The organism is Novosphingobium umbonatum, assembly GCF_004005905.1.
GTDB classification, from domain to species: domain Bacteria; phylum Pseudomonadota; class Alphaproteobacteria; order Sphingomonadales; family Sphingomonadaceae; genus Novosphingobium; species Novosphingobium umbonatum.
On record NZ_SACO01000052.1, the window covers coordinates 1 to 536 of the forward strand.

Sequence of the window (536 nt, forward strand, 5' to 3'; positions counted from 1 at the left end):
TCAAACAGCGACAACATGCCAATAGCGAGGTCGGATGCAGGGTCATCGCCAAACGCTTGCGTGATTGAGACAATTTTCACCTTGAAGCGGTGAAGTTGCCCTTTGTACTGAAAGAAATGCATAGCATTTCTGAACAATCGCGACAAAGAATGGACGAGAATAATATCAAGTGGGCGGTCTTCCGCCATGGCCATCGCCAACATCTTTTGGAATTCTGGTCGATTGTCATTGGTGGCACTGGCACCGGCGTCGGTGAAAGTTGCGACCACAGTGGCACCCCGCTCCGCTGCCCACCGTTCACCATGGTCAATTTGATCGGGCACGGACAAGTCATTATCGGCCTGACGGCGAGTTGAAACTCGCGCATAGATTGCCACGCGTTTACCAATATATTGGGTGGTCAAAGGGCGTCTCCAAACAGCTTGGAAATTTCGGCGCCGAACCAGCGGTCAATTAGATCCGCTTCCGCAGCCAAGGTCGACCATGAATCACTTAGGTCGACTTTGACAAGGGGGGTCCCATTTGGGGACAGGTTT

The 536-nt window shown here is 52.1% G+C and carries 1 protein-coding gene; it reads right to left on the bottom strand.

Features of this window, described 5'->3' with window-relative positions:
- Positions 1-404, bottom strand: a 404-nt coding sequence (locus EOE18_RS18230; protein ID WP_164852819.1) for a recombinase family protein, incomplete at its 3' end; no start/stop codon positions are given.
- Positions 405-536 lie beyond the last annotated feature (132 nt).